The organism is Legionella sp. 39-23 (genome assembly GCF_001897665.1).
In the GTDB taxonomy this organism is placed as follows: Bacteria; Pseudomonadota; Gammaproteobacteria; order Legionellales; family Legionellaceae; genus Legionella; species Legionella steelei.
The window spans coordinates 28407-54777 of record NZ_MKTO01000030.1; the positions used below are offsets into that span (position 1 = coordinate 28407).

Here is a 26371-nt window from a genome sequence, read left to right on the forward strand (position 1 = left end):
ATTGCATCATGTTTCTTAAACGATTTTTCTAGACAGAGAGAAATATTTTGTATTTTAATGTCGTATTGGACTTAGAAATGAGAAAGGAATTATGTTTTTTACACGGATTTTCTTTTTAATTACATTACTTAGTATTTTCGGAATACAGCAATCTCAAGCAGAAGAAACGGATCAATTCACCCTCCCCCCCGGCGAACTACAAGACATCGGGCCAATTGCGAGCTACAGACTTTATGAAGTACTCGAAAAAGCGGTCGCACAAACCAATGCAGAAATCCAAATGCTGGTACCAAGAGCGCAGCACAGCCGGCTTGCTGCATCACAATTGGCATCACGACGTAAAGATGTCTATCTTGCTGACTTAGTCTATAAATATACTGGTCCTGGCTTTCCACGCTGGTTACGTCGCTTACCCAAAGAATCCAGACCTGTGTTCCATAAAGAAACCTTGCCTTGGAAAACTGTTTATTGGATGGTTTTCTCACAATCACCCCTGTTTGTAATCGGACTTGCACCAACAATTAATATGTATGGTTATTATTTTGGTACGGATAAACTAGGTCATTTTTTCATGATGGGACATACCTACTACAAAATTTATACGTATTACCTAGATCATGGAAAAACTGCAGAACAAGCCCATGCTGCGATCGTTTTATATGGTCAGTTTCTCGAACAAACTTATTTAGGCACCTTAATTAATGGGGTTTATTCCAATGGTGATCTGGCAGGAAACTATGCAGGATGGAAATTTTATATGAATCTTGCACATAGTGTAAAAATTGGGGCGCGTACGCTGCCGCCGATCCTGGTTTTGCATGATGGCATATGGGAGTTTTCCAAGCACGTCACTAAAGAAAATCTACTAAAACCCTACATTTCAGATAACTTAAATGAAGCCTACAATCCTTGTCGTTACTCGTTTATGCGCGGCCAAATTCGAAGACAAGTTAAAAAGCGCTGCGGTGAGTGGGTTAACCGCATGGGGCTTACACAACACATTGTGCAAGCGAAACTAAAAGAAAGCAGTCGTTGGCATGGCGAAGCCTACGGCCACTGGCTTCCAGCAAGCGATGCAGTCACCTTAGATGCCTGCTTTGGCGGTAGCTAAACCACGAAAGCTTATTTACAATGGTTTATCTGATATAGATATTAGATAAACCCAGTTCTCAAGTAATAAATGGCAATTTGTTTCTTTTTTACAGGGGTCCGTCCCGGACCGTCCCCATAAATACTAAATCACTAATGAGCGATCGAGAGTATTTAAGAATGAACTGTTGGATGGTTTCATTCCGGTAATGAAAGCTCAGACAAACGAACAATTATTTGCGCAACCAGCCCAAAGGATACATAGATAGCCGGGTAGGCTGGGCTGCTAAGCCCAGCATTAGCTGAGTCCTTTCAGGCCCTCCATTATGAAGCGTATCTTATCTATGATGTTTCTAAGAAAGACATATTTCAGCACGGTGTTACATGCTGGGCTTAGCAGCCCAGCCTACCCTGCTGACTCATAGTCATAGAGAAAAGTCAGATTTGAGAGCTGCGTTGTAACTCACAATACAGTAAAAACACGATACTTGAATTGGGCAAGGTTGAGGGAATCATTCTCGTTACCTACTTACTCTTTAAAATGCCCAACAAAAACACCCGCCCCATAAACCTGAGTTATTTTTACAGTGATGATGGTGGTGGTGATAATGATGGAGGGATTGCATAGTGGTCGACGGCACTTTCCGTTGCTGATATCCACCATAATATTTAACCGGTGACCAAGAGGGGCTCACCGGTGGGAGCGGTGGGTTATATTGCTTAAATTGTTCACAAGCATGCACAATTTGCCCACCAACTACCGTCATCATGGAATAAATATTTTTAATTTCCTCATCAGGTATTTGGAAAAAGTCCTGAGACAACACCGCAAAATCAGCGAGTTGATTGGGTAAAAAAGAACCCTTTGTCTCTGCCTCATTAGAAAACCAAGCGCTTCCTTGAGTATAAAGCGCTAATGCTTTTTCTCTGGAAAGGATGTTGTCTTCATTATAAAGCAATTGTCCGCCTACAGTTTTTCCTGTAGTAAGCCAATAAAGACATAACCACGGGTTATAACTGGAAACACGCGTTGCATCAGTGCCCATGCCTATGGGAATTCCTGCCTCAAGAATTTTTTTAATGGGTGGCGTATATAAGGTTTTTTCTTTGCCATAGCGCTCACTGAAATACTCGCCTTGAAATGCCATTCGGTTTTGAATAGCAATCCCGCCCCCTAGCTTTTGTACTCGTTCTATGGAGCGCTCAGAAATTGTTTCTGCATGGTCAAAGAACCAATGCAGTTTATCAATAGGCGTTTCTGCGTGAACTTCTTCATAAACATTCAATGCTCTGGCAATAGACTCATCATACGTTGCATGCAGCCTAAAAGGCCATTTATTTTCTGCTAAAACACGCACTACAGGTTTTAATTGATCTTCCATTACGGAGGGTAAATCGGGACATGGCTGTAAAAAATCCTCAAAATCCGCAGCGGAGAATACCAGCATTTCCCCCGCGCCATTGTGTCTATAGTACTCATTACCTTGGTGGTAGGTTGAGGTTTGTGTCCAATGGGTAAAATCTTCTAGTTCATGACCTGGCTTTTGTGTAAATAAGTTATAAGCAATCCGCAGCGTGAGTTTATTTTCATTGGCAAGTTCACTGATCACTTCATAGTCTTCTGGGAAGTTTTGAAAACCACCGCCTGCATCGATCACACTGGTAATGCCAAGACGGTTTAATTCCCGCATAAAATGTAACGTAGAATTAATTTGATCCTCGCGACTTAACTTGGGACCTTGTGCTAGAGCAGAATAAAGGATAATTGCATTAGGATGCGCGATGAGCATCCCTGTTGGGTTTCCTTGTTTATCACGCTGAATTAAAGTCCCAGGAAGCTCTTTAGTCTCTTTATCGTAGCCTATGGCATGCAATGCTGCTTTGTTCAACAACGCACGATCGTAGAGATGCAAAACAAAAACCGGAGTATCTTTTGACGCCGTATTAATTTCATCCAAGGTTGGCATTCTTCGTTCTTTGAATTGAAACTCAGTCCACCCCCCTACTACCCTAACCCATTGTGGTGCAGGGGTACGCTCTGCCTGCTCTTTTAGCATCAATAGCGCATCATGAAGACTATGCACCCCATCCCATCGCAGTTCCATATTAAAATTTAACCCACCGCGAATGAGGTGTATGTGGGAGTCATTTAATCCTGGAATCACGGTTTTTTTTTGCAAATCAATCAGTCTGGTTTGCGCGGTTTTTAACTTCATGATGTCAGCATCAGAGCCAAATTGAACGAATCGACTGTCTTTAATGGCAACAGCGGTTATTTTTTCATGAATATCAGAACCCTTAAAATTGCCATTGTAGTATATAACGTCCATAGTGAAACCTCCTTGTGACGCTGACGCTTAGCAAAATGCTCATGAAAAAATAGCTGAGCGCATTACTCCTCGATTATTTAACCGTTTTTCCATTCCATTCACTTCGAGATGGTTGCTTATGAACCAACGTATACGCATAATCAACCCCCATACCGTAAGCGCCGCTGTGTTCTTTGACAATGTTCATCACCCCATCATAGGTTTCTTTTCTTGCCCAATCACGTTGCCATTCAAGCAGTACTTGTTGCCAGCATACGGGAACAACACCCGCTTGTTGCATGCGATTCATTGATGATTGATGTGCTGTCACGCTTGTTCCCCCACATGCATCTTCAACAACGTAAAGCTCATAGCCATCTTGCATGGCAGAAAACGCACACATATTGATGCAGACTTCAGTCCATAGACCAGCAAGAATAAGTTTTTTCTTCCCGGTATTTTTAATCTGCTGTCTGACTTGTTCAGAATCCCAGGAATTCATACTGGTTCGTTCAATAATGTCGTTTTTGGGGAAGACATCAAGTAACTCCGGCCATATGAACCCACTAAAACTTTCTGTTTCTACTGAAGTGAGAATTGTAGGAACGTGGAATAATTTTGCAGACTTAGCAAGGGCCACTGCATTATTTTTTAATGCTTGTCTATCAATACTTACGACACCAAAAGCCATTTGTGGTTGATAATCAATCATTAATAAAGCGCAGTTCTTAGGGGTCAATAACTCTATTTTCTTATCCATCATGTTCGTCCTTGTACAATATTGAGTTGATAAAATTAGATTCCTTAAAATATAGTTCATCAACGACAAAATATTTAATTAGGATTATAATTTTCTACACAACGAGGGACGGACTCTCATCAACTATTGCAAGGAGCGCAAATGTTACGCATGAAACATGGGGTTTTCATTTTTTTAATGTTGACCTATTGGTCAATCGGTATTGCTCAAAATGCAGGTTATGCGGTTGGACCTCAATATGACACAACACATGTCTATGTTGCTCCAGAAGACTTCGATAGTTTTGTCTCCAGTTTCACTGCTACGTTTGGTGGCAAGACCTCGAAACAGGGCGTTTTTCAAGTCACACCAACACCTAGTCAAACCATGTCACAGCTTGCTTTAACACCTGCAGGGACTATTTCTGTATTTGGTTTTAAAACACCTATCCCCTATCCCTTTGGGCTTGAGCGTACAGGTTATCTCGTGAACGATTTTGATAAAGCCCTTGCTGATGCCCGCGCTCTAGGCGCAGACATTATTGTCAGCCCCTTTAAGGACCCTATCGGTCGTGATGCAATTATCCAATGGCCTGGTGGAGTCAACATGCAAATCTATTGGCATTTTACCCCACCTAATTATGATCCATTAACGACAATTCCAGAAAATAGAGTCTATGTTTCTCCTGACCGTGCCAAAGAGTTCATTGATAGCTTTACCCAATTCTCAAAGGGGAAAGTTATTGAGGATAATCCTAAAGCTCCAGGAGTAGAAATAGGTCAACCCGCAAGCGCTTATCGACGCATTATGATTGAATCTGGTTTTGGCAAAATGTTGGTTATGGTGACTAATGGACATCTACCCTGGCCGTATGGACGAGAAATGACTGGTTATGAGGTGGGCAATTTGAAAGAAACGCTGGCTAAGGCCCAAGCTGCAGGTGTAGAAATTCTTATTGCACCTTTTGCTACAGACAACCGTACCTCAGCAATGGTTAAATTTCCAGGCGGTTATATCGCTGAAATTCATGAAATGTCAAAAAAGAGTCATTAGCATGTACTCTCTGATTAAAATGGCATGAGTTTTAAAAGCATCATTCTCTGCGCGCTGTTATTTTGTTACTTCCCCTTAACAGCCGCGCAGCTTAACTCCTCTTCGGAGGTGCCCAAACGCCCTTCGATTATGTTTAATCGTTGGCAAGAAGATTGGTCCGTATTAGCTAATCCTAAAGTTCCGCGCGAACCATTTGATGAATTAAAGTATATTCCCTTATCAAAAACAGATCCCCACACCTATCTTTCTTTTGGGGTTAATGCACGTGAACGTTTTGAAAGTAATAATGCAGTAAATTTCGGCGTGGGCAATAGCGTACCGCAATCTTACGTAATTAGTCGTCTTGAAGCGCATGCGGATTTACATATTGCCAATCAATTACAATCCTTTGTCCAATTACAGAATGACAATGCCCCTTGGAAAACAATTATTACTCCAGTTGATCAGGACCGAGTAGATTTGGAACAGGGATTTACAACACTTGTTGAGCCTATTGGCGGTGGTACGTTTAAGTTTCGTGTAGGACGACAACAGTTTGCATTCGATTTACAACGCTTTGTTTCTGTACGCGACGGACCTAATGTGCGTCAATCCTATGATGCAATTTGGGGTGATTATGAACATGGTCTATGGCGCTATATTTCATTTTATAGCCGCCCTGTCATCGTACGCAACATTAGAGCCTTTGATGATTACAGTACAAGTAATTATACCTTCAGCGGATTTCGTATTGAGCGAAAAGTAGCAGGATTAGGTAAAATTAATTCTTATATCGCCCATTTCAAACACGATAATGTGAAATATATTTCCGTATCAGGTAATGAGCGACGCAATATTCTCGATGCACGGCTCGTCGGCCTGGGAGTTGCCTTGGACTGGGATTTTGAGGTTATGGGACAAGAAGGGTCTATTTCTTATAAAAAAATTCGTGCCTGGGCAATAGGATCTCGCTCAGGATATACAATAAAAAAAATAGCTTGGCAGCCAAGAATTGGTTTGCAGTTTGATGCTGCATCAGGTAATCATGATAAGAATGGCAATACTTTAGGCACATTTAATCCACTGTTTCCAAATGGTTATTATATTACTTTAGCAGGATACACTGGGTATTCGAACTTTATTCATGTTAAACCCTCACTCACCGTGAAACCTAATCCTGTATTCAGCGCAATGATAGCGGCTGCCGCTTTATGGAGAGAAACAACAGCTGATGCAATTTATACCCAGCCATTAACCCCAGTCCCTGGGACAGCTGGCGAGGGAGGCAACTATACTGGAAACTATTACCAACTCCGTTTTGATTGGTTAATGTCCTATCATTTTACCAGTGCACTTGAATTCGTGCATTTTCAAGTTGCCGAAGCAATTGCCGCCGTGGGCGGACATAACTCGGATTACCTCGGAGTAGAAATGAAATTTGGCTGGTAATGAGGACCCTTTACTATTGAAACCCGTCATCCCTGTATATGTTAGGTAATTCGTTGACAAAGCTAAATGAACGTAGGCTGGGCTGCTAAGCCCAGCATGTAACCATGCCAATATGTTTCTTTTCTAAGACCAATGGATAAGCACGAGAGTAAGAACTAACTCTGCACATGCTGGGCTTAACAGCCCAGCCTACTGTGCTTTTCGTTATGATTGCTTATCGATCTTATGCCCCTTTTACTCCTTGAGTCGTTGTTCCTAAAGAACCAGTAAGTATTTGATGCTCTGTATGTAACGCAATTTGCCTTAAATCCAGGCGAGCAATAATTTTCATCATGGTCGTGTTATTGATTTTTCTTTCTTTCCGCAAAGAGCGCAACTCCTGATGAGCCCCCTCCAAAGCAGCATATCGCAGTTGTCGTTCGAAGGTTAAAGCTAAGATACTCTCTAATTTTTCATTTTCAGTGCCATGGTTTGAGACAATAAATTGATTAAAAGAATCCATTAATTTATTAGCCACCTCCATGCATAAGTCCCGCTCTCGCCCATTGACTTCGTCACATAAGCTCTTCATTTTTGTTTTGATTGCTTCAACTGCGGCTTTAGATAATGCAAGTACCGCTTCATTTTCTTCATCTTGATTGTGCTTATGCAGTAAGTTTTTCAAACCTGGTGTGATTAAAGGCAGAAACAAGCTAGTAATCAATAAAGAACAAAGAACAACACCAATAACAAGAATAATTAACAGCTTACGTTCAGGAAAAGGACCACCATCAGCCATATGCGGCAACGATAAAATCGCTGCCAGAGCAATTGCGCCACGCACTCCCCCGAGCGAAAAAGTACCAATTATCTTTATGTTGGGAAAACGCCAAGAACTCTTATTTCGTCTGGATATTAAGGCTTCGAAAGGCAAGGTTAAATAGATCCATGCAGTACGGAGGAGAATTAGGGTCAGCGTAATAAGAACAACAATCATGGTATATTCAGATAAACTATAGCCTGTTGCCTTAAGGAATTTAATCGCATGGGGCAAATATAATCCTAACAGAATAAAGATAATTCCATTTAAAGTGATATCGAGAACCCCCCAAACAAAATGGCCTTCCAGACGCATTTTGGCCATTGTTCTATCTAAAAATCCAGCTCTATCCACGGTAAAACCCGCAGCAACAGTAGCCAAAACGCCCGAAAAGCCTAACTTTTCAGCGATGAGGTATACCGTAAAAGGTAAGAGCAACAATAATAAATTTTCCGTGGTGGTCTCATGCACGTTATGCTTAGTGAGCTTTCCTAAAAGTGAAATAAAAACATAGGTCAGAGTAACCCCAATGGCAATCCCACCAAGACTAATAAAAAATAGGCTCCATAATGCCCCCTTCAGTGAAAACACCCCAGTTAGCATCGCAGCAACAGCTAATTTAAACGACACCAAACCTGAGGCATCATTTAAAAGTGCCTCTCCTTGTAAAATGTGCATGATGCGGTCGGGTATGCGCGCTCCCGCCGTCATGGATCTGAGTGATACCGCATCTGTTGGCGAAAGTGCGGCTGCTAATGCAAAAGCTGCAGGCAAAGGAATGGCCGGAATTAACCAATGCACCAAATAACCAATTCCTGCCACCGTAAAAAATACCAAACCAATCGACAACATAATAATGGGTCTGGTGTAAAGCAAAAACTCCCGTTTGGGAAAATGCCAGCTGTCATTAAATAGTAAAGGCGGAACGAACAACAACATAAACAGTTCCGGATTAAACCCCACAGCAAAAAACTCAGGAAATAAATCGGCCAGGAGTGTTCCTACGGCAATTTGTATTAATGGTGTTGGTAGGAAAGGAACAAAACGTGTCATTACCCCAGAGATCACCATTAAAAAAAGAAGAATTAAACAAATCAACGCACCTTCCATCGTCCTATTTCCTCCGAGATATCGAAATAATTTCAATATGCGCGAATAGCGCAAAACATTCAACCTATTATGATAATCAATATTAGCCCTCTTGCATAACCTCGGATTTTTCAGCGTTCAATGTAAATAAATCGTAATTTTGGGCATTATTTAATCGATTTGAATGTCAATGCCAGTATCATCTCCCGAGAAAAATATTAGGAGATAAATAATGACGTGCAAAAAATTCATCATGGCTTGGAGTACCGCTTTACTCTGTATGACTTCATTTCCTTCGCAGGCAGTGAGCGAGAAAAACCCAAATCAACTTAATTTATTTTTAATTTCAGACCCACATGTAGATGTTACCAGCAAAAAAACAACCAATATAAACCCGCCACCACATACTTCCAAAGAATTAGACAAACAAAGTTTAAGCACTTTAATCGCAAAGGTAGGTGCACAAGTCGATTTAGCTCAAGCAACAAATCATGCCCTTGTCTTACTCGGCGACTTACCAGCGCATAACGCATACTCACGTAAGACAACCCGAGCTAACATTAACTTCGTATTCGAGCAACTGTTTGAAAAAATAAATCCATCCCCTTACTTTTATGTTTTTGGTAATAATGATTCGTTTCAAAGAGACTATGGCCCCTTTACCTATCATGATGAATCTGCTGCTGATTTGTTAAAAGCGATAACCGGGACTCAAGATGGATTTCTGTCAACAGGGCTACAATGTCCCTTTAACGGAGAAAGTTGCATCCATGATAAAAACCCCAAATATGGTTATTACTCTGCTTATTTAGGTGAGCATCTCAAACTTATTTCGCTCAACAGTGTTTTATTTGTATCAAGACCCCAATTTAATCCTTCTCGAGAAGGCGCTACAGAAGCGCTGCAATGGTTAGAACAAGAGTTTAAAACAAGCAAAATAAATCATGATCAGGTTATTTTAGCCATGCATGTCCCACCTCAGAGTTGGGAATCAACCTATAAAACCCCATTTAAAAAAATTATTAAAACTTATCCAGAAACGGTAATTGGCATGCTCGCAGCCCATTCTCATTTTGATGAGATCCACGCCATTAAAATTGCGAATAAGGACTTCGTGATCCCCATCATTTACTCAGCCTCTATTGGCGTGGATCACGGCAATGCTTCTTCGTTTAAAACGATAACTCTATCAAGACAGGATGAAAATACACCTTGGCAATTGAAAAACTATATCACCTACAATTTCATTGGTGCGACTGCCAGTAAGAGCCAGCTCAATCAATATTACGATTTCAATCAAGCCTTTTGTTCAGGAACATCTACCGAAACTGTGGCTACTTGTCTTAAAAAGCACATCAGCAAAAATAAATTTGATAAGACTACCAGCACCTTAATGAGCCAACATTATACTGCCGGCAATCCCAATAATATTCAAAAAATTGATCCCTCTTCACGCTGGATTATGAGCATCAAGTGATGAATCAATTGGTCTCCTCAGCAAAATATTGTAAACACTATGAAGAAGTTATTGTGGCGCCTAGAGGCGAAAATGAAACTGAACAGTTAACACAAACCATAGAAGAGCATCAGTTAAACAATATTAGGATACTCAACCTAGGCACTGAGTTTTTAACAGTTTCGTCAACCCAAGTACGCGCTATTGTGGGTCAAACACCCAATGATGAGGAACCGAAAATAGACAACTTGATTACCCCAAGTACTTCGGCGTATATTAGAAGTCATTATTTTTTCAAAGATAATTATCATGCCGAACACCATCGCGCAGCACTGACCATACAAAATGCTTGGCGGAGATTTGCTAGCTCAAGAACAACAGAACAACAAGCTGATGCCAGTGAAGATCCTACGCCAAATAGCCCTACCGTTTCCTGATTATCAGAAAAGTAGTGTTGGGCCAAAGCCCAACCTACGCTCATCCCTGCTCAGCTAAATTGCAGCCTGGGTGAAAGCGAAGCGGAACCTGGAAGAACGGAGCCTGATTTTTATCTGAAACCCGGGTTACGGCTTCGCCTTCACCCAGGCTACTTTCTGACTACTGCGCAGACACTCACTTCTCTTTAGCGTATGACGCTAAATCATATCTTCAAGAAAACCCATCACCACATATAATTAATAGACAAAATGAACCAATTTTTTTCCAAATAAAATCTATAATTTATATAAGGTACTATCAATAGAGCATTGCCAAAATGAAAATATTGATCAATGGAAAACCCATTAGTTTGACCCAATTATTAACCGAACACGGAATTAAGAATGATGGTAAGAAAAAAATTTCAGTTAAAAGTGGTTATTTATTTGAAGATTCATTAATTGACAGAATCATGGACTTAGAGGCACAACTTGCCAAAATGTTACCTAAAGAACCACCCATACCACAAGAGCCTTCTCATACCGAACAAGAATACATTCCTTTTGAAGGTCCTGCTTCTATATGGGTTGATGATAATCGTGATGACTCAGATAAATATCGTACTGTGCAGAAACCCGCCGAACAATATCAGCGTGAAATGAAAAAATATATGGCAGATCTTGGAGTGCACAAAGAATTATCGCAACAATATAAGGAACAGGTCAGTAAGATACAAAGCACTCCACAGTATCTCCGTATGGCCGAGGAGTTACAGGCATTAAACCAGGTGCACAAAGCGTATTCTGCCGCTCCAAAAATTCCTGAGTGGCAAGAGGTAAAATCAAATTTAATCAAAGCGATTAATGACTCAGGAACAAGTAGAAAGGGAGGGGAGAGGATACGTGCAGAAATAGATCGACTTGAACAACTGGATCTTGATCCTGAAACAAAAATAGCAAGAACTATCGATTTCATGCTGCAAGAATATCGCCATATCCTGCGTAGTGGGCTTACAGGCATGTCCTCAAGCGAAACAGGTAGTCGTTTAGCCGCAAATTTACAGAACTTCTCCCAAAAATTGGGAATTGAATTACCCAAATCACTGGAAAAAGGACAGCCATTAACACTGCAATCACTGCGTGACAATGGCAAGATCAACGAGGCTTTGTATGATCATATGACCACATCCATTGAGGAAGACCATGGAAAGCGTTTGAATTTTTAGGGTCATAATGCTGCATACAACCTAGCTATTAAAAAATTCCCTAATGGAATCATGGGCTGCCATCGTATCGTCAAAACCTAGTTTGATGAGTTCGCGGGTGAATTTTTTTTCAAACAAAAGAAAACTCAGTAAATCGCCAGAATGACGTTTCGCCCCCAGAAAATTAAGCAAAATACGTAATAACATGGGCATATTGTTATACTGCGATTGCGCAATCGTGGCGATATCCACGCTTGGACGCAAATGTAGCGTTTGAATGGGTCGCCAAGGGGCATGCTCTTTTTTCTCCATAGGTAACATATGAGCCATCGTATTCATGTGGCTAACCATCTCCAGATCGCGCTCGAGATTGTCTAAAAATAAGCCGTTGACCATATTACCCAAAACGCGTGTGAAATCGATATCGCCCTTCTGTGATTGTTCTTGGCTTTTTAAATCCGGTAATTTGCGCGTGCCAATAACTAAAATTTTATCCATTTGACAACGAATAGCGCCACGGAGTGGAGCCGCTAAGCCTACATGCCCATCTCCATAATGAAACCCATCGATTTTTGCTGGAGGAAAGAATAAAGGTAATGAGGTTGATGCCAGGAAATATTCCATTTGCAGGCTCACTCTTTGGCTGCTGTGGAGTGGATCATGCCAATCCTCAAAATCATCCGCGTGATGCTGATAGAACGAGATGGTTTTTTGCGTTTCATAACAACTGCTAATGACCTCCATCATTTCTAAGTGCTTATTCTTGATGACACGATCCAAGACTTCAAAATCAATAATGTTATTAATAAATTTTTGTAATGGTGATGTATCAAGAATATGCCCTAATAGCCGCTGCTTTATAAACATGCTGCTCATATTGCGCATCGCAGATTTACTTAGTGCATAGTTACTGGCTTTGAAAATGTGCTGGCAGGTAATATCGCGCCATAACTCATCTAACTTGTTCGCCCCCGCAGAAAAATCCAGTGCATTCTCAGCCAATACACCTGCATTAATACTGCCGACACTAGCGCCTGTAAGCATGTCGAACGGAATTTGTTTTGAGTTAAGAATCGTGCTGATCGCTTTGAGCACCCCAGCCTGATAGGCTCCGCGGGCTCCACCACCAGCCAAGTAAAGCGCAATTTTAGCCATTTCTTATGTTTTTAGAAAAAGAGATCAAAATATAGCCTTGTTGCAGGTCGCTGGCAAGAACAACAGGTCCCCAATAGGGAGCGAACTGGCTTCGAGGTATTGACAAAGTTACTGACACAGCTGTATATTAATAATACAAATATTTTTTTACAGATTTTTATGTCCCTTTCTACTGTACACCACAAGTTAAATAAAGAAGCAGGCTTCACTCAAGCCTTTGCTTGCTTTTTTTATTTTAGCTTTTTTAGCCCGGAGCTGGGTGGTCGGTAGAAGTAACTAACACTCCAACCCCCAGCATAGTCTGGGGGTTTTTGGTACCCGAATACCCAGACAATCAAAAGCATGGGAGTTGGATACAACCAAAAAAGGAGTGTCCATCATGTACCATCAGCCACGAGCACCTCGTTCCCTGGATCTATCCGAAGTACTTACTGCGTGTAGGAGGGGATGATGAGCTACTCAATCTTAAAAAAACTACCTCCAGTAGAAGAAATTATTCAAGAAATCCCATTGTCTCTTAAAGCCCATCAACAAATTGCCCGCGACCGCGAAGAGGTCAAAGCAATTTTAGAAGGCCGTGATCATCGCCTGTTGATGATCGTTGGACCTTGTTCTGCCTGGCCCAAACAAGCTGTTTTAGAGTATGCCCGCCGTTTAGCGCAATTAAATGAGCACGTAAAAAATGAACTAAAATTAATCATGAGGGTATATATTCAAAAACCTAGGACCACTAAAGGATGGACAGGACCTGTTAACCAACCCGATTTATTTTCTGCTCCAGATATCGCGGCAGGAATAAAGTACACGCGAGATATGATGATTAAAGTCATAGAAATGGGACTGCCAATTGCCGATGAGGCGTTGTTTACCCATAATGCCAAAGGATTTCTTGAGCTCCTCTCATGGGTGGCAATTGGTGCTCGCAGTTCAGAAGATCAGGAGCATCGAATTTTTGCCTCAGCTCTAGACTGCGCTGTAGGGTTAAAGAATCCCACCCACGGCTCATTAGCGATTGGGGTAAATAGTATTGTGGCCTCACAACATAATCATGTGGCTGTATTTGATGGCTATGAAGTGCAAACACATGGCAACCCACATGCACATATGGTTCTTCGCGGTTCCAATCATGCCCCAAATTACTCCATTGCCCACCTTCAAGAAGTAAAGCAACATATGGACATGCATCAGATCGTCAACCCATCCATCATCGTCGATGTCAGCCATGATAATTGTCTGGTCGATGGCAAAAAAAATCATCACTTACAACCAGACATTACTTTAAGTGTTTTAGAAAGTATTCAAAGTCATCCAGAGTTAAAACAGTTGGTCAAAGGATTCATGGTTGAAAGTTTTATCAAAGAGGGTAATCAAAAAGTTGATTCAGCGAATCCTGAAGATCTGGATTTAAGCGGGCTATCCATTACCGATCCATGTTTAAGTTGGGAACGTACCGAAACGTTTCTGTTGGAATTAGCGAAGTTACGCGCTTTAGAGAAAAAACAATTACCCATGGAGGAACTCGTATGAGCATTTTATTGGGTGTTTCCGGTGATGCGGGTTCGTTTTCAGAAGAGGCAGCTTTGCTTTATGCCAAGCAAAAAGAAATCGACCCGATTCTTGTGCACTTATTGGATATGGAAGGTGTGCTCCATGCCATTGAACATGAAACCATTGATTTGGGCATACTGCCCGTTGTGAATCTAATCGGTGGCTTGGTTAAGCCCGCCTTGCACGCGATGGGACGGCATTTATTTACCCCCATTGATGAGTTATGGCATGAAATTAATCAATGTTTGCTTGTACGACCTGGTACCCAGTCTCAGCAAATTAAGCACATCGTGTCACACCCGCAAGGGCTTGCTCAATGTCGCCAATTTCTGCAAAAACAATTCAACAATACGGAACAAATCGAATGGATTGATACTGCAAAAGCCGCTAAAGATTTGGCTGAAGGAATATTGCCAGCCCATGCAGCAGTCATTGCGCCAAAACGTTGCGCACAACTGTATGGTTTGGAAATAAAAGCGGCCAATATTCAAGACCGTCATCCAAATCAGACTGCTTTTATCTTGGTAAAAAAATATGACATTCACGCAAGTCTTCTCAAGTAAGGAGCATATCATGTCGACACTCGAAGAATTGAGAGAACAAATTGAAGAGGCTGATGCATGCATCATTGAAACCTTAGCCAAACGCCAAGAACTATCAAAACAAATCGGTGCTTTAAAATCGAAAGAAGGGAAAAAAATAATGGATCGCTCGCGCGAAAAACAATTATTTGAGTATTATGATCATTTATCCAAACAGTACCACTTGCAAGAGGACTTTATTAATCGCTTATTCAAAATAATCATATCCAACTCTAGAAAGGTACAAAAATAATGACTCATTTTATAAAAAAGATGCTACCTGCAGACTCAGCAACCGTCGCGGTTAATTCATTAGCTCAGCAAAAAATAAATGAGGGTATTAAAATTTATAATTTCAGCACTGGTGAACCCAGACTTCCTCCTCATCCCTCAATTGTTACCGCAACCACAGAGGCTCTGGAACAGGGAAAAACTCTTTATCCTCCAGTCGCAGGTATTCCAGAGTTACGACACTTGGCCAGTTCGTGGATGCATAAAATGTATGGTTGTTCGTTTACAAAAGAAAACTGTCTTGTCGTGAATGGCGGAAAATTTGGCATCTATTTACTGATGCAATTATTAGTACAACAAAACGATGAAGTGATTATTCCAGCGCCCTATTGGGTCTCATATCCAGCCATGGCCCAGTTATTTGGCGGCACTCCGGTCATGGTTGACACTAAAGAAGCAGAAGGATGGAAGTTGACCCCGCATGCACTGAAAAAAGCATGTACACCACAAAGTAAACTGCTTATTCTGAATAACGCCACCAATCCAACGGGTGCATTATATTCTGCAGACGAGCTCGCTGAACTACTCCACGTTGCTCAGGAACACAATCTGCTTATTATCGCGGATGAAGTATACAGTGCCCTCACCTACGATAAACAGGCCTATGTATCGTGTGGTTCGTTTCCGCAATTTCAGGAGCGGGTAGTTGTTATTCAAAGCTGCTCAAAAAATTTTGCGATGACGGGCTGGCGCATTGGTTTTGTTTTCGCGCCTCAATCCATTATCCAACCTTTAACTACCTTGGTTAGCCAAAGTACCAGCGGCGTGACCACGTTAAGCCAATGGGCAGCCATGGCCGCCTTAAACGAGGCAAATCATATAAACATCTGGGTACAACAATGCATGCAAAAAAGAAGAAATGCGATAATTAATGCCTTATATACAGCGTTTGGCATAAGCATAAGACCACCTGCTTCATCGCTTTATTTATTTCTTTCCATAAAAAATCTGGGTTTTGCAGAAGAAAACTCAGAAGAATTTTGTAAACAGGCCCTGGAAAAGGCACATGTTGCCCTTGTGCCAGGAATTGCCTTTGGTAAAGAGGGTTATGTGCGCATGTCGTTTGGCGGAAATGAAGAGGATTTAAAAACAGGAGTCGAGGCATTAGCCCAATGGCTGCATCACAATGCTTAATAAAATCAGCTTCATAATATAGCTGGGTGGAGGGCAATGCCGAAATCCGGGTTCCGCTGCGCTGCACCCAGGCTACAAAAGCCTAAATACTAAAAAATTACCCTTGATTTTTTAATAGTGTATCTTAATAAATTTAGGGATATAATTTTACTAAGCATATTTCATTGTTATTCAAAACTATATGATCCGTCTAATAATCTTTCTTATGCTTTTCCCTACTGTGATTTTGGCAAAGAATCAAACGGTTTACTACGACCCCCAAACGGTTGTGTTGACTGGAGTTCTTAAAACACTTCAATTTCCAGGAGCACCAAATTATTCTGACATCAAAAACGGTGATACCGCAGAAACTGGGACCTACATCATCTTAGATAAACCAATTGATGTAGAAGCTTCTCCTGCAACAAAAGGCAGTAACGATAATTCCTCAGAAAAAAATGTTTCACTGCTCCAACTTGTTGTCCCAGAAAAACAGTTCTGGGAGCAAATTAAGGAAGGTCATCACGTTCGAATCAAAGGCACCTTATTTCATGCACTCACTGGACATCATCACGCGCGGGTATTAATCAATCTTACCCAGATCCAACTGCTTACACAGCCAAAGCAAAATAATCCACTGCACCTAACTCCTGAAGACAAGCAGTTTATAGAACAGCAGCACGTACAGTTAAATAATAAAAATGAGCACTAGAATAGCGATTATTAACGCAGCGTCATTACCAGATCAGAACGCCTATTTATTGTGTTAGTTTTTTCATCACCGCAAGAAACAATTCCGAGTTCAAAAAGTACTGTAACCAAGCATGTACATAGGGATATCCACTGCGGGCAAACCATTGTGGATCAACCATATAAAACTGTCTAATAAAGGGAAATATAGCAACATCGGCTAAATTGATCCGCTCCGCTAAAAGAAAGCGTTGTTTCATTAATAAAGAATTTAATTTATCGAGATAATGGCTCGCCTTTTCTCGATAATATAGTGGATCATTTTTCTCTGTGCGTTGCGGGTATTTATAGTTATCCAGAATGGGTTTGAAGTGTACATCATTCAAATGGATTAATTCATTACTTTGATCTTCGAGCTCGCTGCATAACCATCCTTCCGGATCCGATTGTGTTAAAGCCCAAATCATAATATCAATGCTTTCATCAATAACCCGACCATCTTCTAAAACTAACACTGGGACAGTGCCTTTGGGTGAGACCAAAAGCATCTCTTGAGGTTTATGTTTAAGTTCAACCTCATGTTGTGCAACTTTAATCTTAGAGTACAGGAGTGCCATTCTTGCCCTGATCGCAAAGGGGCAACGTCTAAAGGTAAAGAGTAACGGATACTCCACCGGATTTAGACTATTTTTTGACTTATCATAAATCATATAATCCACATTCCCACCCACATGATCATTATATTTACACAATCCACGCACAAGATGTATAATTATACATCTACTTGCAAAAAAGGTAACATCATGGTCAAGATTGTTGTAGAAAAAAATCACCATGAGATCGTTCTACTGGATACAGATAAGATCCGGCTCAGTGACTCATCAGAGTATTATAGAAAACTTTCATCCTGCGGCAAACTCGGTGAAGCGATAGATGAAATGTCAAAAATTGACCTTGCCAACGATGAAAACTGGAGAATAGCAATACTCTTAAAAACCTTACAGAAGAAACAGGTGGAAGCTTCAGAACCAGAATTTGCCTTGCTTTTAAAGAAATGCAAAGAATTTTCAAGCTCATCCAACTCACATCAGCTTAAGAGTATGAGTGGGTTAAGTTGTTATCGGGTAGGCGCTGATGCAGGAGCAGGATTTAAACAAGGTGATTTGGACATCTTAGGCACTGAAGGGTTTGTAGACTGTGTGGGGGTCTTGATTACCCCCCCAGATCAAAGCGGAAACCCTTGCTATTATGTAGCCCACATCTATGGCGTTCGCACCACAAAATTGGCGGTTCAAGAAGAATTGGACAAAATACTTTCAGATGTGCAAAGTCTTACTGGAAGAAATCTCGCTTGGCCACACTTAAAAGATCAAGTAACCCTGGTAGGTGCAGGAAGTGACGAGGAAGAACCCAGTTTATGTTATAAACAAACATTTAAACTATTAACGCAAAAAGGAGTGAATCCTACCCCGTTATTTGGCAGTAGCGCCGTTTTTAACTTAACTGCAACAGGCGATGATCTCATTATCTTAGATCCCGAAGGACAATTAAATGAGGGGCGTCAATCCAAACTGCCAAGAGCAGGTCATGGGGCCTACTCCCCTGTTGATACGATGAGCGATATCTCCCCAGTGACGATTGAACAACAACTTGCGGAGGAAAATTCGGTTGATACGCTTTCTCATCAATAAGTGATTGTGCGATGATTGAATTATAGACAGTATGCGTCGACAGGGCTCTTAAGCCCCGCGTTTGCTGAAATGAACTCGCACTCCCCCAAACTCCATTATGAAGCTTGATTAACACGTAGCAAAATTCATCCAACAGGATACCACTTCGTTTCCTAAGATGTTATAACTTATGTTTTTTTCCATCCAGGATTTATCACATGGAATACCGGCCGGATATTGATGGCTTAAGAGCCATTGCTATTCTCTTTGTTTTATTTTTTCATGCAGGTCTCAAAGTAGTCCCTTCTGGCTTTATTGGTGTTGATGTATTTTTTGTTATTTCTGGATTTTTAATCACAAGCATCATTCATAATTCATTACAAAAAAATCATTTTTCTTTTATTGATTTTTATAATCGTAGGCTCTGGCGTTTGCAACCAGTACTTATCTGTTTAATCGTTACAACGCTACTTTTGACTTTAATTTTTTACTTACCTGAAGATTTGATTCAATATGCCAAGAGTGCTCGCAAAACCTCCCTGTTTATTTCCAATGTTTTTTTTGAAAACGCAACCAAGGGTTATTTTTCACCGAATATAAACCAATTGCCTTTATTACATACCTGGTCATTATCTATAGAGTGGCAGTGCTATCTGATCTTACCTGTCGTCATGTACGCTCTTTATCGAATAGTAAGCAAACAACATATTGCCAAAGTCATCTATTTTCTGACGCTACTTTTTTTTGTTTTGGCTTTATTTTTCTCCATTAAAGAACCAACAAAAACCTATTACCAACTGTTAAGTCGTATTTTTGAATTTTTAATTGGTGCCTGCATTGTTTTTAGTTCGAATCGTTTTACATTCAATAAATATTTTGTAGAGCTCATCAATATTATTGCGCTCCTCTGTTTATTTTATATCGCTACCCATGAACAAGTTAATGCAGGATTCCCCAACTGGTATGCGCTTATCTTATGTTTGGCAACTGGGGTATTGCTTGCCTCAGGGGGACTGAACCCTAAACCACTGCTCAGTCGCTTGCTTTCAGTAAAACCACTAGTATTTATAGGTTTAATTTCCTATTCATTATACGTTTGGCATTGGCCCGTATTTGTGTTGATTCGTTATTTAGGGTTCTCAGAAACCACGCCCGTTTTATTACTTGCTTTCGGTCTCATTTTCATCATTGCTTATTGTTCTTGGCGATTTATTGAGAAACCTACTCGCAAGCTTCATAAGCTTCACTTTGGTTATAGTGTTACTTATTTATTCGTAGTCCCCGTCATCTTCATGCATATCAGTGATCATGAAATTAGAAAATATGAAGGATATCCGCAGCGTTTTGAAGAAATGGCTCGCATTAGCAGTCAATTAAAAGACTATGCAAATCCCCAAAGAGTTTTGTGTCTTCAGGAAAAAAACGTGGACGTAAACACCCAATGCACCCTGGGTGCAACGAATGCAAACAGCAAAAAAGGATTTATGTTTGGTGATTCACACGCGAATCATTTGTGGGGATTTATGGATACTCTGGCACGAGAAGCAAACATATCCATTCTTGCGCATTCGACTGTTGCATGTCTTTCTTTACCTGGAATCGAACAATATGATTGGAATAAAGAAGTTTATACTGCATGCCATGCTCAGATAAAACGTTATTATCAGATGATCAAAACAAATCATTATGATTTTGTGATCTTGGGACAAAATTGGGACGGTTATTTGGGTAATAAATTAATTACAAATGAACCAGTCGAATTAGTGAAAGAACGCATTGAAAAAGCTTTAGATAAAGCGTTACACATTATTGTTGCATCGGGCTCCCAGCCTATTTTGCTCAAATCCATCGCGGTACGTGACTCTTATGATTGTTTTTTTAATCACATCAAACAACGAAGCAAATACGATCCCCAACAATGTGATTTTGATATGTCGGCCAATTGGCAGCCCTGGCAGGATGATTTATTTGCACGTATGAAAAACAAATATTCGCAATTAATCATTATTGACCCCAAAAAGGTGCAATGCCCCAAAGGCAGATGTCATGCGGAGATTAATGGCATTCCTGTATTTCGTGATTCTGGACATATTACAGATTATGCGGCCTACCACTTAGCAACCCGTTATCTACACCATTATCAAAATCCTTTACTATAAAATTTTAGATGAGCACTTTAGTATTTTATTAGGCTCTTTATGTGATCCGGGGTCTTATATTACCAACAATTGAACTAACGACCCAAGCAGTGCTCTCCCTCTTTTTCTTACGTTATGCACAAACTCGAAAAACCCAAGAGAGATTGGTAGTTTTTCTTGTGAAATCCCTCTGTGTGGTCTAAGCCAGGATCGCAAAAGAGACCAGAATCCTTCCATCGTATTAACATGTACTTCATGAAAACCCACCATCTTCGTCCCGAGCATATTCACCAGCGCCATGCGCCTCGAAGTCGGTTTCGTCGGCCTAGGCGTCTCTTTTTTTTGACTGCAGAAGGATTGCCTTGGTGTCCTGCGGCAACATAGACCTCATCATACTCTACCTCGCCAGATAGCTTGCTCTGAGGTTTTTTATCAACCATGCCACTGCTAAGTATACTTGCCATATAATGCGCATTCTCCTTATTTAAACACAGTTCTTTTGCAATCTGTTCCGTTGATAAATTTAGTCAGTGATGGCCTGAAAACACTGTGTTTGTTAAATGTGGGTGTGAATTCTCACCATAACAAGATAAGCAATATCTTAGATAATATGGTGTAACTAACAACGCAGATATATGCTTGAATTTTGCTCTCTTGGAACATTGGTGGGCTTTGTTTGGCCCCTCCCCTTAAGTCAGTTGACCGTTCCATTACTCCCGATGGGCCATGGTTCTAATAGCGTGACGCATTATGCGCCACCAATAAATTGTGCATGTTTGAGGTATTCTTCATAGTCATCAGAATCAATATCATTAATAAAAGATTCTGAACGTTTTTCATATTCATTTTTAAAAAACCGATAGTGCATACTTGCGTTTTGAGCTAGCATATTAGCAGATATAACCGTGGTAATTACCCCTAGTGAACTCATTAAAACCTGGCCTAGCCCAATTACTAATCCAGGTACACTGACAGGAGCTGCTAGTGCGATACTTGTTATTACTAAAGCAATTCCTAATGTTAGGGCTAGGCTATTTATCAATATATTGCCTAGACCTGTCGAAAACGGATGGGAATTTTTATATTCATGTACTTGTGCTTTGAATCTATTGAATTCAGCTCGTAATGCTTCGCGATTTTTCTTTGTAGGTGCCTGCATGACCAGAGCTGCTTTTGTGAGAATTGATTTAAAAAATTCTGCTTCTGCTTCTTGCATTATGTTATAAAGATCATTAACAGCAGAAAAAAAGTTATTTCCATTTTTTGCTATAGCCAAAATCTCTTCCTTACTTTTTTTTAAGCCTCCATAATTTGCATTCTTATTTAATAAACGGTTGATCTCATATTTATGATGATTTTGAGATAACTCACGGAGTTCTTTTACAAAACTACTTGTAACATTTTCAGGCAATAAAGCATAACTCATAATTTACTCATAAAAAAATATGAATGCTAATGGATTAATAACTATTTTTAAAGAAAAGTTGAATAAATTTTGAATTGTGTTGCATCACATTGAGCAATATACATCTTCATAACATCAAGATCCTGGATCACATAAAGAGCCTTTTATTAAATGCAAATTAGATGCCTAACATCCCTCGATTAATTGTAAAAAAATCGCAATAAAGTGCAGTTCCTTGAATGCCACACCTCTTTTTTGATCTATATTGTTACAAATTGAATTTATTTTGATTTTTATACTGCCGTTATTTGGAGATTTGTTTATGTCAACGTCTGATACAGAAATGGAACGATTAATAAGAGGCAGAGCTAGAGAAGCACGCGAAAGAGAAAGAAAGAGGTTGCAAGAGTTAGAGCTTGAACAAGAGCAACATAGACAAAAAATAACACTCCAATCACAAAAAATGAGTGTAGACATGCCCAAATTAGTTGCGGATTTCAAAGAAAAGTTCAACAAAGAACCTAACAGAGATGGTTCATTGGGTTTTAGTTCACATGAATCAGCAACTGAATTCTTAAAGGGGCAAGCAACTGCAACTTCGCCTCGCGAATTCCATTTAGCCAAATTAGATCAAAACGGTAAGCCCACGAATTATCACATGTATTCCTGTGGTAGTGGCCATCTCTTTCAAGGGACCTTAGAAGAAATCAAAACGCAGATAAAAGAGGCTTTAGCAACTGCTACTGGAGATAAAACAAAACTCAAAGAGGGACAAGCTTATATTGACTCGTGGCTGGCAACAAAATCGCAAGAGGCAACCAGTGGTATGCGTCAAAACATGAATAACCTGAGAAATCCCGAAGACTCCTCCACCCCATCAGACTCCAGGCAAAGAGGTTTAAGTACTTAAAAAACATGTAGCCTCTATTAGCAACAGCGTACAGGCTACTTTCATGGGCATTCTCTCATTCCAATCTAGGGGATTTTTGCCTACTCGTCTATGCAATACGCATGCATGCTTCAATTAAAAGTCTCTTCCACATTGAAGTGCTTTAAGACAAACTTTATAATTTCACTTAGTTAAAATCACAGGATAAAGCATGAACAGAGACGAAAATACGCAAGCAGATGGAACCTTAACCAATGAGGACTATTCCAAAGCGATGAATTTTATCGGACAAAACTTATTGTCCTCTTTAATTCAATCCGTGGAAAAACTACCACCCAATTTGCGTAATAACAACATCATATCGCAAGCCCTCTCTGCATTTTTGGCGAATATTATTTACAAACAATCGCCAGGGAATCCCGAGTCATGCCAACAAATGCTTGAAGCAATTACCAACCTTGTAAAAATGCAACTCAACAACATCCCGCAACCATCAAAATAAAAAGAAAATAACCATATGACACTGCGCTAATATGCGCTACCCGAGGAGCAACCCCAAAGTAGCCGTACTAGCGGAGCGTCTTCAAGACGCTCTCCAAAGATGATGAACTTCCATTATTACAGTGCTGAAATTTTTTATTATTACAGAAGCATGAATATCGAATACTGTAAGTAAATGACAAACTAATTACAAATGCATACCATCGTCTTTTCTTTGCTCAGCATCTTGCGACACTTCGCCCTCCCGCAATTGTTTCAGTACATCTTTTGCTTTGTCGTAAAAAAGTTGTGAGGTTTCTCCTCTTCGATTAAAGACCCCATGATCTTTTTTAGTAGCTGATTCATTAATTTGTTTCTCAACTTGTGTTAATGCTTCATTCCAAGTTATTGCTCCATTTTTAGCTTGCTCAATTGTTTTTAAGACTTCATTCATTCCTTTAGGGACGGTATTCTTAATTCCTGTAACTTCATCAACGATTTTTTCTCCACCAAACATACCAATATCCCATTTAGTATCCATAATAAGGTATTGAATACCTTGTAAGGTTGCCTTTGCGGCTTGTTCCTTGGGGGTAAGCACCGCTTTTGAGACGTCCTTCTTAGTAAGTAGTCCCTCATCAGTCAATACTTGCTGTTGCCACTGTGTCACTTGGTTTAGGTGTTCTAATTGATACGTTAACAATTGCTTTTTAAACTCATTTTTTTCCTGGCTGCTCGCCTTCGATTGTTCAATACTGCGATAAATATCATGAGCAGGAACAGTTCGTAAAAGTGTTTCATAAAGGTAAGCGTTGTCATCGACACTACATTTAGTCTTAATTGAAACTGGTGCATGAACAAATAAATGCCCCGCTTGCTCCGCATCGTTTTTATAAACTAAATCATCATCAATAAAGATAATGTCTTCGGCTGCTACACCCAAACGCTCCTGATATGCTTTCAATAATTCGTTCTTTGACTGTTCAGTATTCGTCTCTCGAAGCGCTTTACCAATGTCTCTTGCAATATCTTCTTTGAGGAAAGGCCTATCTTTTCCCAAAAAATGATCAAGAGCCCCATACATGGTTTTAATATAGCTTCCATAGCGTGGATCGTCATCTGCCATTTGAATACGTTGAGAGCCAATTACTGGATGGACATTATTTTGGTGTAAGATATCTAATGTTAATTTTACAAAAGGCATATTGATGGCAACAAAATCACCCGCACCTATTGCTGCCTCATCTTGATTAGGTGATACATAGTAGATATCATTAGAGGTATCTTGGGGTTTGTGATATCCGCGATTTATAGGGCCATCAACATCAAAGACTGCAAGTTTTCGCTTTTTACCCACAATACTTCTCCTACAAACAGGTATAATTCAATTATAGACGAATACTCTTAACTCAATATTAACTTCCCAAACCTCTCATCACGCTTATATTTAGCAATATCAAAAGCTTAATCTGTCAATGAGTTTGAGATATAGTATGATTTTAAGAAGCGAGTCCTTAGCCCAATATATTTTTGAACGATAAAATTTTTTACTTTTTAAAACCAGGTACTAAGGTTTTAATTTCACATTGGACTTGAACATGATTATTTCTTCTATCACTGACTACCGTGAAGCCGCGCGACGGAAACTCCCTCGCTTTTTATTTGATTATATTGATGGCGGCGCTTTTGCGGAACAAACACTAAAAGCCAATGTCGAAGATCTTACCAAGGTAACCTTACGGCAACGTATTTTAAAACATGTAGGACAGCTCCATTTTGACACAGAACTTTTAGGACAAAAACTGGCAATGCCTGTCATCTTAAGTCCCATAGGTCTTACGGGAATGTATGCCCGACGTGGTGAGCTCCAAGCTGCCAAAGCTGCTGCACAAAAAGGGATCCCCTTTACCTTATCTACAAGTTTCAGTATCTTCCTTGGAAGAAGTATCCGTCCACAGTCCTCAACCAGTATGGTTTCAACTGTATGTACTGAAAGATCGTGGTTTTATGCAGAATATGCTTGAACGAGCCCAGGAATGTGGCGTGACTCATCTCGTGTTCACAGTGGATATGTCCACGCCAAGTGCCCGCTATCGAGACGCACACTCAGGTATGTCTGGTCCATTTGCTCGCACACGTCGCGTCCTCCAAGCCATGATGAAACCCTCTTGGGCTTATCAGGTTGGCCTTATGGGACGTCCACATGAGCTGGGAAACATCTCTAGCTATTTAAAAAAAAACATAGGCTTAGAAGATTATATGGGATGGTTAAATAACAACTTTGATCCTTCAATCAGTTGGCGCGATCTAGAGTGGATACGCCAGTTTTGGAAAGGACCCTTGCTGATTAAAGGAATCCTTGATCCAGAAGATGCAAAAGATGCAAAAGCATTCGGCGCAGATGGAATTATTGTCTCCAATCACGGCGGACGCCAACTTGATGGCGTATTATCTACCGCCAAAGCACTGCCTATGATTGTAGATAAGGTCCGTTCTGATCTTACAATTCTTGTTGACTCAGGAATTCGTTCAGGACTCGATGTAGTGCGTATGCTAGCCCTTGGTGCTCAAGCCGTGTTCGTAGGCAGGCCTACTGTCTATGCTTTGGCGGCACGCGGGCAAGCAGGGGTAGAACATATGCTTGATCTGATTCGCAATGAAATGGGAATCGCCATGACCTTGATGGGAGTTAGCGCATCTACAGAAATTAATCAAACTCATCTTTGTACTTTATAATGAGACAAAATTATTTTTTTAATGATCTGTAAATGAATGCCCTCACCCCTGCCCCTCTCCCATAAATGGGAGAGGGGGTTCTTTTATATTCA

Annotated in this window: 25 protein-coding genes; 17 read left to right on the forward strand and 8 right to left on the reverse strand. The window is 40.4% G+C overall.

All coding sequences use genetic code 11. From position 1 onward, the window contains the following. Window positions 1–91: 91 nt before the first annotated feature. On the forward strand, window positions 92–1111 hold the full coding sequence (locus tag BGO44_RS11285; RefSeq protein WP_058509865.1) for a hypothetical protein: 1020 nt from the start codon (window positions 92–94) through the stop codon (window positions 1109–1111). A 514-nt stretch (window positions 1112–1625) separates the two neighbouring features. Here BGO44_RS11285 and BGO44_RS11290 read toward each other — a convergent pair. Together BGO44_RS11290 and BGO44_RS11295 are read right to left on the reverse strand one after the other, a co-directional pair. Further along, the gene (locus BGO44_RS11290; RefSeq protein WP_273200392.1) at window positions 1626–3419 is read right to left on the reverse strand and encodes an amidohydrolase; all 1794 of its coding nucleotides are present in this window, start codon (window positions 3417–3419) and stop codon (window positions 1626–1628) included. A gap of 73 nt (window positions 3420–3492) precedes the next feature. Further along, a complete protein-coding gene (locus BGO44_RS11295) occupies window positions 3493–4161 on the reverse strand; it encodes a hydrolase (RefSeq protein WP_273200394.1) in 669 nt (222 codons plus the stop codon). Window positions 4162–4299: 138 nt separating this feature from the next. On the opposite strand from BGO44_RS11295, the gene BGO44_RS11300 reads away from it, so the two are divergent. Beyond that, complete coding sequence (locus BGO44_RS11300) at window positions 4300–5190, forward strand: glyoxalase (RefSeq protein WP_273200396.1); 891 nt, start codon at window positions 4300–4302, stop codon at window positions 5188–5190. Window positions 5191–5214: 24 nt separating this feature from the next. After that, window positions 5215–6618: an alginate export family protein gene (locus BGO44_RS11305; protein WP_058509861.1), complete on the forward strand. Its 1404-nt coding sequence runs from the start codon at window positions 5215–5217 to the stop codon at window positions 6616–6618. A gap of 223 nt (window positions 6619–6841) precedes the next feature. Here the strand turns inward: BGO44_RS11305 and BGO44_RS11310 are convergent, their stop codons facing one another. Then, window positions 6842–8527, reverse strand: coding sequence for a Na+/H+ antiporter (locus BGO44_RS11310; RefSeq protein ID WP_058509860.1), 1686 nt, complete (start codon window positions 8525–8527; stop codon window positions 6842–6844). A 211-nt stretch (window positions 8528–8738) separates the two neighbouring features. Between BGO44_RS11310 and BGO44_RS11315 the strand changes: the two genes are divergently transcribed. The 3 genes from BGO44_RS11315 (at window position 8739) to BGO44_RS11325 (ending at window position 11604) form a co-directional block, all read left to right on the forward strand. After that, window positions 8739–9983 carry a metallophosphoesterase gene (locus BGO44_RS11315; RefSeq protein WP_273200398.1) on the forward strand — a complete coding sequence of 415 codons (1245 nt, stop codon included), beginning with the start codon at window positions 8739–8741 and terminating at the stop codon, window positions 9981–9983. Continuing rightward, complete coding sequence (locus BGO44_RS11320) at window positions 9980–10399, forward strand: hypothetical protein (protein ID WP_157070699.1); 420 nt, start codon at window positions 9980–9982, stop codon at window positions 10397–10399. The genes BGO44_RS11315 and BGO44_RS11320 overlap by 4 nt, the downstream gene beginning before the upstream one ends. 317 nt (window positions 10400–10716) lie before the next feature. Further along, entirely contained in the window at window positions 10717–11604 is an 888-nt protein-coding gene (locus BGO44_RS11325; protein ID WP_058509857.1) for a hypothetical protein, read from the forward strand. Between the two features lie 21 nt (window positions 11605–11625). Here the strand turns inward: BGO44_RS11325 and BGO44_RS11330 are convergent, their stop codons facing one another. Then, window positions 11626–12738, reverse strand: a complete 1113-nt coding sequence (locus BGO44_RS11330; protein WP_058509856.1) for a patatin-like phospholipase family protein — start codon at window positions 12736–12738, stop codon at window positions 11626–11628. Window positions 12739–13188: 450 nt separating this feature from the next. On the opposite strand from BGO44_RS11330, the gene BGO44_RS11335 reads away from it, so the two are divergent. The 5 genes from BGO44_RS11335 to BGO44_RS11355 all read left to right on the forward strand — a co-directional run bounded on the left by BGO44_RS11335 (window position 13189) and on the right by BGO44_RS11355 (window position 16983). Continuing rightward, entirely contained in the window at window positions 13189–14265 is a 1077-nt protein-coding gene (locus BGO44_RS11335) for a 3-deoxy-7-phosphoheptulonate synthase (protein WP_058509855.1), read from the forward strand. Then, window positions 14262–14849: a prephenate dehydratase domain-containing protein gene (locus BGO44_RS11340; protein WP_058509854.1), complete on the forward strand. Its 588-nt coding sequence runs from the start codon at window positions 14262–14264 to the stop codon at window positions 14847–14849. The genes BGO44_RS11335 and BGO44_RS11340 overlap by 4 nt, the downstream gene beginning before the upstream one ends. Window positions 14850–14859: 10 nt before the next feature. Continuing rightward, complete coding sequence (locus BGO44_RS11345; protein WP_058509853.1) at window positions 14860–15120, forward strand: chorismate mutase; 261 nt, start codon at window positions 14860–14862, stop codon at window positions 15118–15120. Then, window positions 15120–16292: a pyridoxal phosphate-dependent aminotransferase gene (locus tag BGO44_RS11350; RefSeq protein ID WP_273200402.1), complete on the forward strand. Its 1173-nt coding sequence runs from the start codon at window positions 15120–15122 to the stop codon at window positions 16290–16292. The genes BGO44_RS11345 and BGO44_RS11350 overlap by 1 nt, the downstream gene beginning before the upstream one ends. A gap of 205 nt (window positions 16293–16497) precedes the next feature. After that, a complete protein-coding gene (locus tag BGO44_RS11355) occupies window positions 16498–16983 on the forward strand; it encodes a DUF4431 domain-containing protein (protein WP_273200404.1) in 486 nt (161 codons plus the stop codon). A 46-nt stretch (window positions 16984–17029) separates the two neighbouring features. Here the strand turns inward: BGO44_RS11355 and BGO44_RS11360 are convergent, their stop codons facing one another. Then, complete coding sequence (locus tag BGO44_RS11360; protein ID WP_333663653.1) at window positions 17030–17797, reverse strand: glutathione S-transferase; 768 nt, start codon at window positions 17795–17797, stop codon at window positions 17030–17032. On the opposite strand from BGO44_RS11360, the gene BGO44_RS11365 reads away from it, so the two are divergent. Together BGO44_RS11365 and BGO44_RS11370 are read left to right on the forward strand one after the other, a co-directional pair. Further along, a complete protein-coding gene (locus BGO44_RS11365; protein WP_273200405.1) occupies window positions 17765–18652 on the forward strand; it encodes a hypothetical protein in 888 nt (295 codons plus the stop codon). The two genes, BGO44_RS11360 and BGO44_RS11365, sit on opposite strands and share 33 nt — an antisense overlap. A 197-nt stretch (window positions 18653–18849) precedes the next feature. Further along, window positions 18850–20790 (forward strand): acyltransferase family protein, encoded by a 1941-nt coding sequence (locus BGO44_RS11370; RefSeq protein ID WP_058509849.1) that lies wholly within the window; start codon window positions 18850–18852, stop codon window positions 20788–20790. 266 nt (window positions 20791–21056) lie between these two features. Here the strand turns inward: BGO44_RS11370 and BGO44_RS11375 are convergent, their stop codons facing one another. Together BGO44_RS11375 and BGO44_RS11380 are read right to left on the reverse strand one after the other, a co-directional pair. After that, on the reverse strand, window positions 21057–21233 hold the full coding sequence (locus tag BGO44_RS11375) for a hypothetical protein (protein WP_202814161.1): 177 nt from the start codon (window positions 21231–21233) through the stop codon (window positions 21057–21059). A 284-nt stretch (window positions 21234–21517) separates the two neighbouring features. Continuing rightward, on the reverse strand, window positions 21518–22195 hold the full coding sequence (locus tag BGO44_RS11380; RefSeq protein WP_273200408.1) for a hypothetical protein: 678 nt from the start codon (window positions 22193–22195) through the stop codon (window positions 21518–21520). A gap of 301 nt (window positions 22196–22496) precedes the next feature. Here BGO44_RS11380 and BGO44_RS11385 point away from each other — a divergent pair, with 301 nt between their 5' ends. Further along, complete coding sequence (locus BGO44_RS11385) at window positions 22497–23084, forward strand: hypothetical protein (RefSeq protein WP_058509846.1); 588 nt, start codon at window positions 22497–22499, stop codon at window positions 23082–23084. A 190-nt stretch (window positions 23085–23274) separates the two neighbouring features. Beyond that, entirely contained in the window at window positions 23275–23565 is a 291-nt protein-coding gene (locus BGO44_RS11390; RefSeq protein WP_273200410.1) for a hypothetical protein, read from the forward strand. Window positions 23566–23751: 186 nt separating this feature from the next. Here BGO44_RS11390 and BGO44_RS11395 read toward each other — a convergent pair whose 3' ends face one another. Continuing rightward, window positions 23752–24900, reverse strand: a complete 1149-nt coding sequence (locus BGO44_RS11395; RefSeq protein ID WP_273200412.1) for a hypothetical protein — start codon at window positions 24898–24900, stop codon at window positions 23752–23754. A 241-nt stretch (window positions 24901–25141) separates the two neighbouring features. Between BGO44_RS11395 and BGO44_RS18680 the strand changes: the two genes are divergently transcribed. Both BGO44_RS18680 and BGO44_RS11405 read left to right on the forward strand, forming a co-directional pair. Beyond that, window positions 25142–25567, forward strand: coding sequence for an alpha-hydroxy-acid oxidizing protein (locus BGO44_RS18680; protein ID WP_273200414.1), 426 nt, complete (start codon window positions 25142–25144; stop codon window positions 25565–25567). Beyond that, on the forward strand, window positions 25479–26279 hold the full coding sequence (locus BGO44_RS11405; protein WP_273200416.1) for an L-lactate dehydrogenase: 801 nt from the start codon (window positions 25479–25481) through the stop codon (window positions 26277–26279). The genes BGO44_RS18680 and BGO44_RS11405 overlap by 89 nt, the downstream gene beginning before the upstream one ends. The last annotated feature ends 92 nt before the right edge of the window (window positions 26280–26371 follow it).

Excerpts from the sequence above, each read along its gene's own strand:
- BGO44_RS11345 (WP_058509853.1), top strand. The coding sequence starts at position 14,860 with ATGTCGACACTCGAAGAATTGAGAGAACAAATTGAAGAGGCTGATGCA.
- BGO44_RS11300 (WP_273200396.1), top strand. The coding sequence starts at position 4,300 with ATGTTACGCATGAAACATGGGGTTTTCATTTTTTTAATGTTGACCTAT.
- BGO44_RS11315 (WP_273200398.1), top strand. The coding sequence starts at position 8,739 with ATGACGTGCAAAAAATTCATCATGGCTTGGAGTACCGCTTTACTCTGT.
- BGO44_RS11365 (WP_273200405.1), top strand. The coding sequence starts at position 17,765 with ATGGTCAAGATTGTTGTAGAAAAAAATCACCATGAGATCGTTCTACTG.
- BGO44_RS11380 (WP_273200408.1), bottom strand. The coding sequence starts at position 22,195 with ATGAGTTATGCTTTATTGCCTGAAAATGTTACAAGTAGTTTTGTAAAA.
- BGO44_RS11325 (WP_058509857.1), top strand. The coding sequence starts at position 10,717 with ATGAAAATATTGATCAATGGAAAACCCATTAGTTTGACCCAATTATTA.
- BGO44_RS11385 (WP_058509846.1), top strand. The coding sequence starts at position 22,497 with ATGTCAACGTCTGATACAGAAATGGAACGATTAATAAGAGGCAGAGCT.
- BGO44_RS18680 (WP_273200414.1), top strand. The coding sequence starts at position 25,142 with ATGATTATTTCTTCTATCACTGACTACCGTGAAGCCGCGCGACGGAAA.
- BGO44_RS11390 (WP_273200410.1), top strand. The coding sequence starts at position 23,275 with ATGAACAGAGACGAAAATACGCAAGCAGATGGAACCTTAACCAATGAG.
- BGO44_RS11375 (WP_202814161.1), bottom strand. The coding sequence starts at position 21,233 with ATGGCAAGTATACTTAGCAGTGGCATGGTTGATAAAAAACCTCAGAGC.
- BGO44_RS11310 (WP_058509860.1), bottom strand. The coding sequence starts at position 8,527 with ATGGAAGGTGCGTTGATTTGTTTAATTCTTCTTTTTTTAATGGTGATC.
- BGO44_RS11370 (WP_058509849.1), top strand. The coding sequence starts at position 18,850 with ATGGAATACCGGCCGGATATTGATGGCTTAAGAGCCATTGCTATTCTC.
- BGO44_RS11330 (WP_058509856.1), bottom strand. The coding sequence starts at position 12,738 with ATGGCTAAAATTGCGCTTTACTTGGCTGGTGGTGGAGCCCGCGGAGCC.
- BGO44_RS11350 (WP_273200402.1), top strand. The coding sequence starts at position 15,120 with ATGACTCATTTTATAAAAAAGATGCTACCTGCAGACTCAGCAACCGTC.
- BGO44_RS11285 (WP_058509865.1), top strand. The coding sequence starts at position 92 with ATGTTTTTTACACGGATTTTCTTTTTAATTACATTACTTAGTATTTTC.
- BGO44_RS11295 (WP_273200394.1), bottom strand. The coding sequence starts at position 4,161 with ATGATGGATAAGAAAATAGAGTTATTGACCCCTAAGAACTGCGCTTTA.
- BGO44_RS11360 (WP_333663653.1), bottom strand. The coding sequence starts at position 17,797 with ATGGTGATTTTTTTCTACAACAATCTTGACCATGATGTTACCTTTTTT.
- BGO44_RS11340 (WP_058509854.1), top strand. The coding sequence starts at position 14,262 with ATGAGCATTTTATTGGGTGTTTCCGGTGATGCGGGTTCGTTTTCAGAA.
- BGO44_RS11335 (WP_058509855.1), top strand. The coding sequence starts at position 13,189 with ATGAGCTACTCAATCTTAAAAAAACTACCTCCAGTAGAAGAAATTATT.
- BGO44_RS11305 (WP_058509861.1), top strand. The coding sequence starts at position 5,215 with ATGAGTTTTAAAAGCATCATTCTCTGCGCGCTGTTATTTTGTTACTTC.
- BGO44_RS11290 (WP_273200392.1), bottom strand. The coding sequence starts at position 3,419 with ATGGACGTTATATACTACAATGGCAATTTTAAGGGTTCTGATATTCAT.
- BGO44_RS11355 (WP_273200404.1), top strand. The coding sequence starts at position 16,498 with ATGCTTTTCCCTACTGTGATTTTGGCAAAGAATCAAACGGTTTACTAC.